The organism is Streptomyces sp. NPDC002125 (genome assembly GCF_053593715.1).
Genome location: NZ_JBSFDD010000075.1, coordinates 1 through 3,517, shown reverse-complemented (window position 1 = coordinate 3,517; position 3,517 = coordinate 1). Strand labels below are relative to the sequence as shown.

Sequence of the window (3,517 nt, the reverse complement as noted above, 5' to 3'; positions counted from 1 at the left end):
CACCACCGCCAGCACCGGATGACCGTTACGCCGCGCATCCGACAACCGCTCCAGCAACAACATCCCCGCACCCTCACCCCAACCCGTACCGTCCGAGTCGTCGGAGAAGGACTTGCAGCGGCCATCCGGCGACAGGGCCCGCTGCCGGCTGAACTCCACGAACAGTCCAGGAGTGGACATGACGGTGACGCCGCCCGCCAACGCGAGCGTGCACTCCCGGGCCCGTAGCGCCTGCGCGGCCAGGTGCAGGGTGACCAGCGAGGAGGAGCATGCGGTGTCCACGGATACCGCCGGGCCCTCAAGACCCAAGGTGTACGACAGGCGGCCCGACACCACACTGGCGGAGATGCCGGTGGCGAGGTAGCCGTCCGACTCCTTGGGGGAACGGTGCAACAAAGCACTGTAGTCCTGACCGTTCGTACCGGCGAAGACGCCGGTCCTGCTGCCGCGCAGCGAGGACGGGTCGATACCGGCCCGTTCGATCGCCTCCCAGGCCGTCTCCAGCAGCAGCCGCTGCTGCGGGTCCATGGCCAGTGCCTCACGCGGTGCGATTCCGAAGAATCCGGGGTCGAACTCGGCCACGCCCTCGAGGAAGGAGCCCTCATGGACGTAGCTCTTGCCGATGCGGTCGGGATCGGGGTCGAACAGGGTCTCCATGTTCCAGCCCCGGTCCTGCGGGAAGTCACCGACGGCGTCGTCGCCGGAGGCCAGCAGCCGCCAGAGCTCCTCGGGGGAGTTCGCGCCGCCGGGGAAGCGGCAGCCCATGCCGACGATGACGACCGGATCGTCGTCGGTCGCGGCGGAGGGGGCCGACGCGGCGGCCCCCTCCGCGGCCTGCACCACGGTGGCGTTGCCGTCGGGCGTGCCGAGAAGTTCGGTGTTCAGGAACTGGGCGAGTGCGGTGGGCGTCGCGTAGTCGAAGACCAGGGTCGCCGAGAGTGTGAGACCGGTCGTCGCAGCGAGCTGGTTGCGCAGTTCGACAGCGGTCAGAGAGTCGAAGCCGACGTCCTTGAAGGGCTTGTGGGAGTCGATGGCATGGGCCGATGCGTAGCCCAGCACCGTGGCGGCGCTGTCGCGTACCAGGCCGAGCAGATGCTTGTGCCGGTCGGCCGGCGTCATTCCGGTCAGCCGCTCGGCGAGGATGTCCGCCGGCGTTCCGGGGCGGGTGTTCGCCCCCGTGTCGCCCCTGTTCACCGCACGCCTGGCGGGGGCCTGCACCAAGCCGCGTAGCAGGGCCGGTGTCTGACCGTTGTCGCGGAGGGCGGACAGGTCCAGTCGTACGGGTACGAGCGCCGGCTTCCCGGAAGCGAGTCCGGCGTCGAACAGCGCCAGGCCCTGCTCGGCGGAGAGGGGGAGGATGCCGACCCGGGCCATCCGTGTCAGGTCGGTGTCGCTGAGCCGTCCGCCCATGCCGCCGCTCTCGGGCCCCCACAGCCCCCAGGCCATGGAGACGGCGGGCAGTCCGAGTGCATGCCGGTGTGTGGCCAGGGCGTCGAGGAAGGCGTTGCCCGCAGCGTAGTTGCCCTGTCCCGCACCACCGAAGGGAGAGGCGGCCGCGGAGAAGAGCACGAAGGCGCGAAGGACGAGGTCTGCCGTCAGCTCGTGCAGGTGCCAGGCCGCGTCGACCTTGGGCCTCAGTACCGCGTGCCACTGCGTCGATTCCATGGTGGCGACCACTGCGTCATCGACGATGCCGGCGATGTGGACAACACCTGTCAGCCGTTCGCCAAGCGAGTCGACGATGTCGGCCATGGCCTCGCGGTCCGCGACGTCGGCGGCCACCATCCGTACCGATACGCCCAGCGCGGCCAGTGCGTCGGCCCACTGCTCATCCGGCCCGGAGCGTGAGACCAGCACCATCTCGGTCACGCCGTGGGCCTCGGCGAGATGCCGGGTCACCAGGCGCCCCAGCCCCCCGGTAGCGCCGGTCACCAGCACCGCCCCATCAGCGATGCCCAGGTCGGCAGCAGGCGGCGCGGGCGGCTCCGCACGGCGCAGGCGGGGGATGTAGGCGCGGCCGTCGCGAACCGCGATACGTGGCTCCTCCGCACCGGCCGCCGCCAGGCCCTTACGCACTGCCTCGGCGTCGACCCGGTCGGATTCGAGGAGCACGAACCGCCCTGGGTTCTCCGACTGGGCGGAGCGCACCAGGCCGCGGATCGGCTCGGCCACGAGCTCGGCGTCCCGTCCTGCCGGCAGCGCCGGTACGGGGGCCAGGGCGGTCGCCGTCGCCACGACCAGACGGGACGAAGCCGACGCCGGATTAGCCAGCCACTCCTGGAGCACGTCGAGGACGCGCAGCCCAACAGCGTGCACCCGCTCGGGCAGTGAGCTGTCCGGGTCGCCGGTCCCGGGTTCGAACACGACGACCGGCGGCATCGCCCTACCGTCCGTCAGGTCATCGTACGAACACCAGTCGTCCAGTTCCGCCGCACGGTGGCTCGCCGCCGGTACCCACTCGACCTCGAACAAGGCGTCGCGCCCGTACGGGCTCTCGGTGAGCAGTTCGTGCGGGGAGACGGTACGCAGAACGACCGCGCCGACGCTGAGCACCGGAGCCCCGGTGTCATCGGCGGCACTGATCGCCACGGTGCACCCACCCGTGGGCGTCAGACATACCCGCAGGGAGCGCGCGCCCTTCGCGTACGCCCGTACTGCCGTCCACTCATGTGCCAGGCACGACCCGGCGAGGCCGGTGGCATCGGAGAGACCTGGTACGCGGCCGAGCCGGACGATGAGTCGCAGGGCCGTCTCCAGAGCGGCCGGGTGCACCCCGTACCCGTCGGCGTCACGGCCCTCGGCGGTCTCCGGCAGGCTCACGTCCACGTACACCCGTGACTCGGCTTGCCATGCGCCCCGCACGCCCAGCAGTGCCGGTTCGGTCAGTTCGATCGCGCTCCGCGGAGGCCAGGAGGCGAACTCGGAGGCGGTGTGCGCCTCGGTGTCGTCCCACGCATCGTCCCGGATGGCCAGCAGGGCGGTGGCGTGCTCGGTCCACTCGTCCCGAGCGATTCCGTCGCCGGTAGCGGTGTCTGTCCCGGCCGGGAGCTCGGCCGTGATCCGGGAGTGGATCTGCACCGACCGACGCCGGTCGTCGTCGCCGGTTGCAGCAACCCTCAGCTGAATCGTCGTGCTTCCTGCGGCTGGAACAACGATGGGCGCGGAGACGGTCAGCTCCTCGATGACCGGGGCGTGCACGTGCTCACCCACGTGGGTAAGCACGTCCATCAGCGCCGAGCCGGGAAGCACAGCCGCGTCTCCGATGCGGTGGTCCGCCAGCCACGGATGCGTCTTCAGAGACAGTCGGGCGGTGTAAAGGACTCCGCCGGGTCCCGCGACGTCCACGGCTGCCCCGAGCATGGGGTGGTCGGCTGAGACAAGGCCGACCGAGCTCACGTCGCCGCCGGACTCGGGGCCGTTCTCGAGCCAGTAGCGTTGGCGTTGGAAGGCATACGTCGGCAGATCCACCCGCGACGCACCCGCCCCCACGAACGCCGCAGACCAGTCCACATCCACA

At 70.7% G+C, this 3,517-nt stretch carries 1 protein-coding gene; it reads right to left on the bottom strand.

Translation table 11 applies throughout. The features are described 5' to 3' along the window. Nucleotides 1–3,468: SDR family NAD(P)-dependent oxidoreductase (locus ACWCQM_RS40815; RefSeq protein WP_450920121.1), on the bottom strand; the 3,468-nt coding region annotated here is incomplete at its 3' end. Nucleotides 3,469–3,517: the final 49 nt, after the last annotated feature.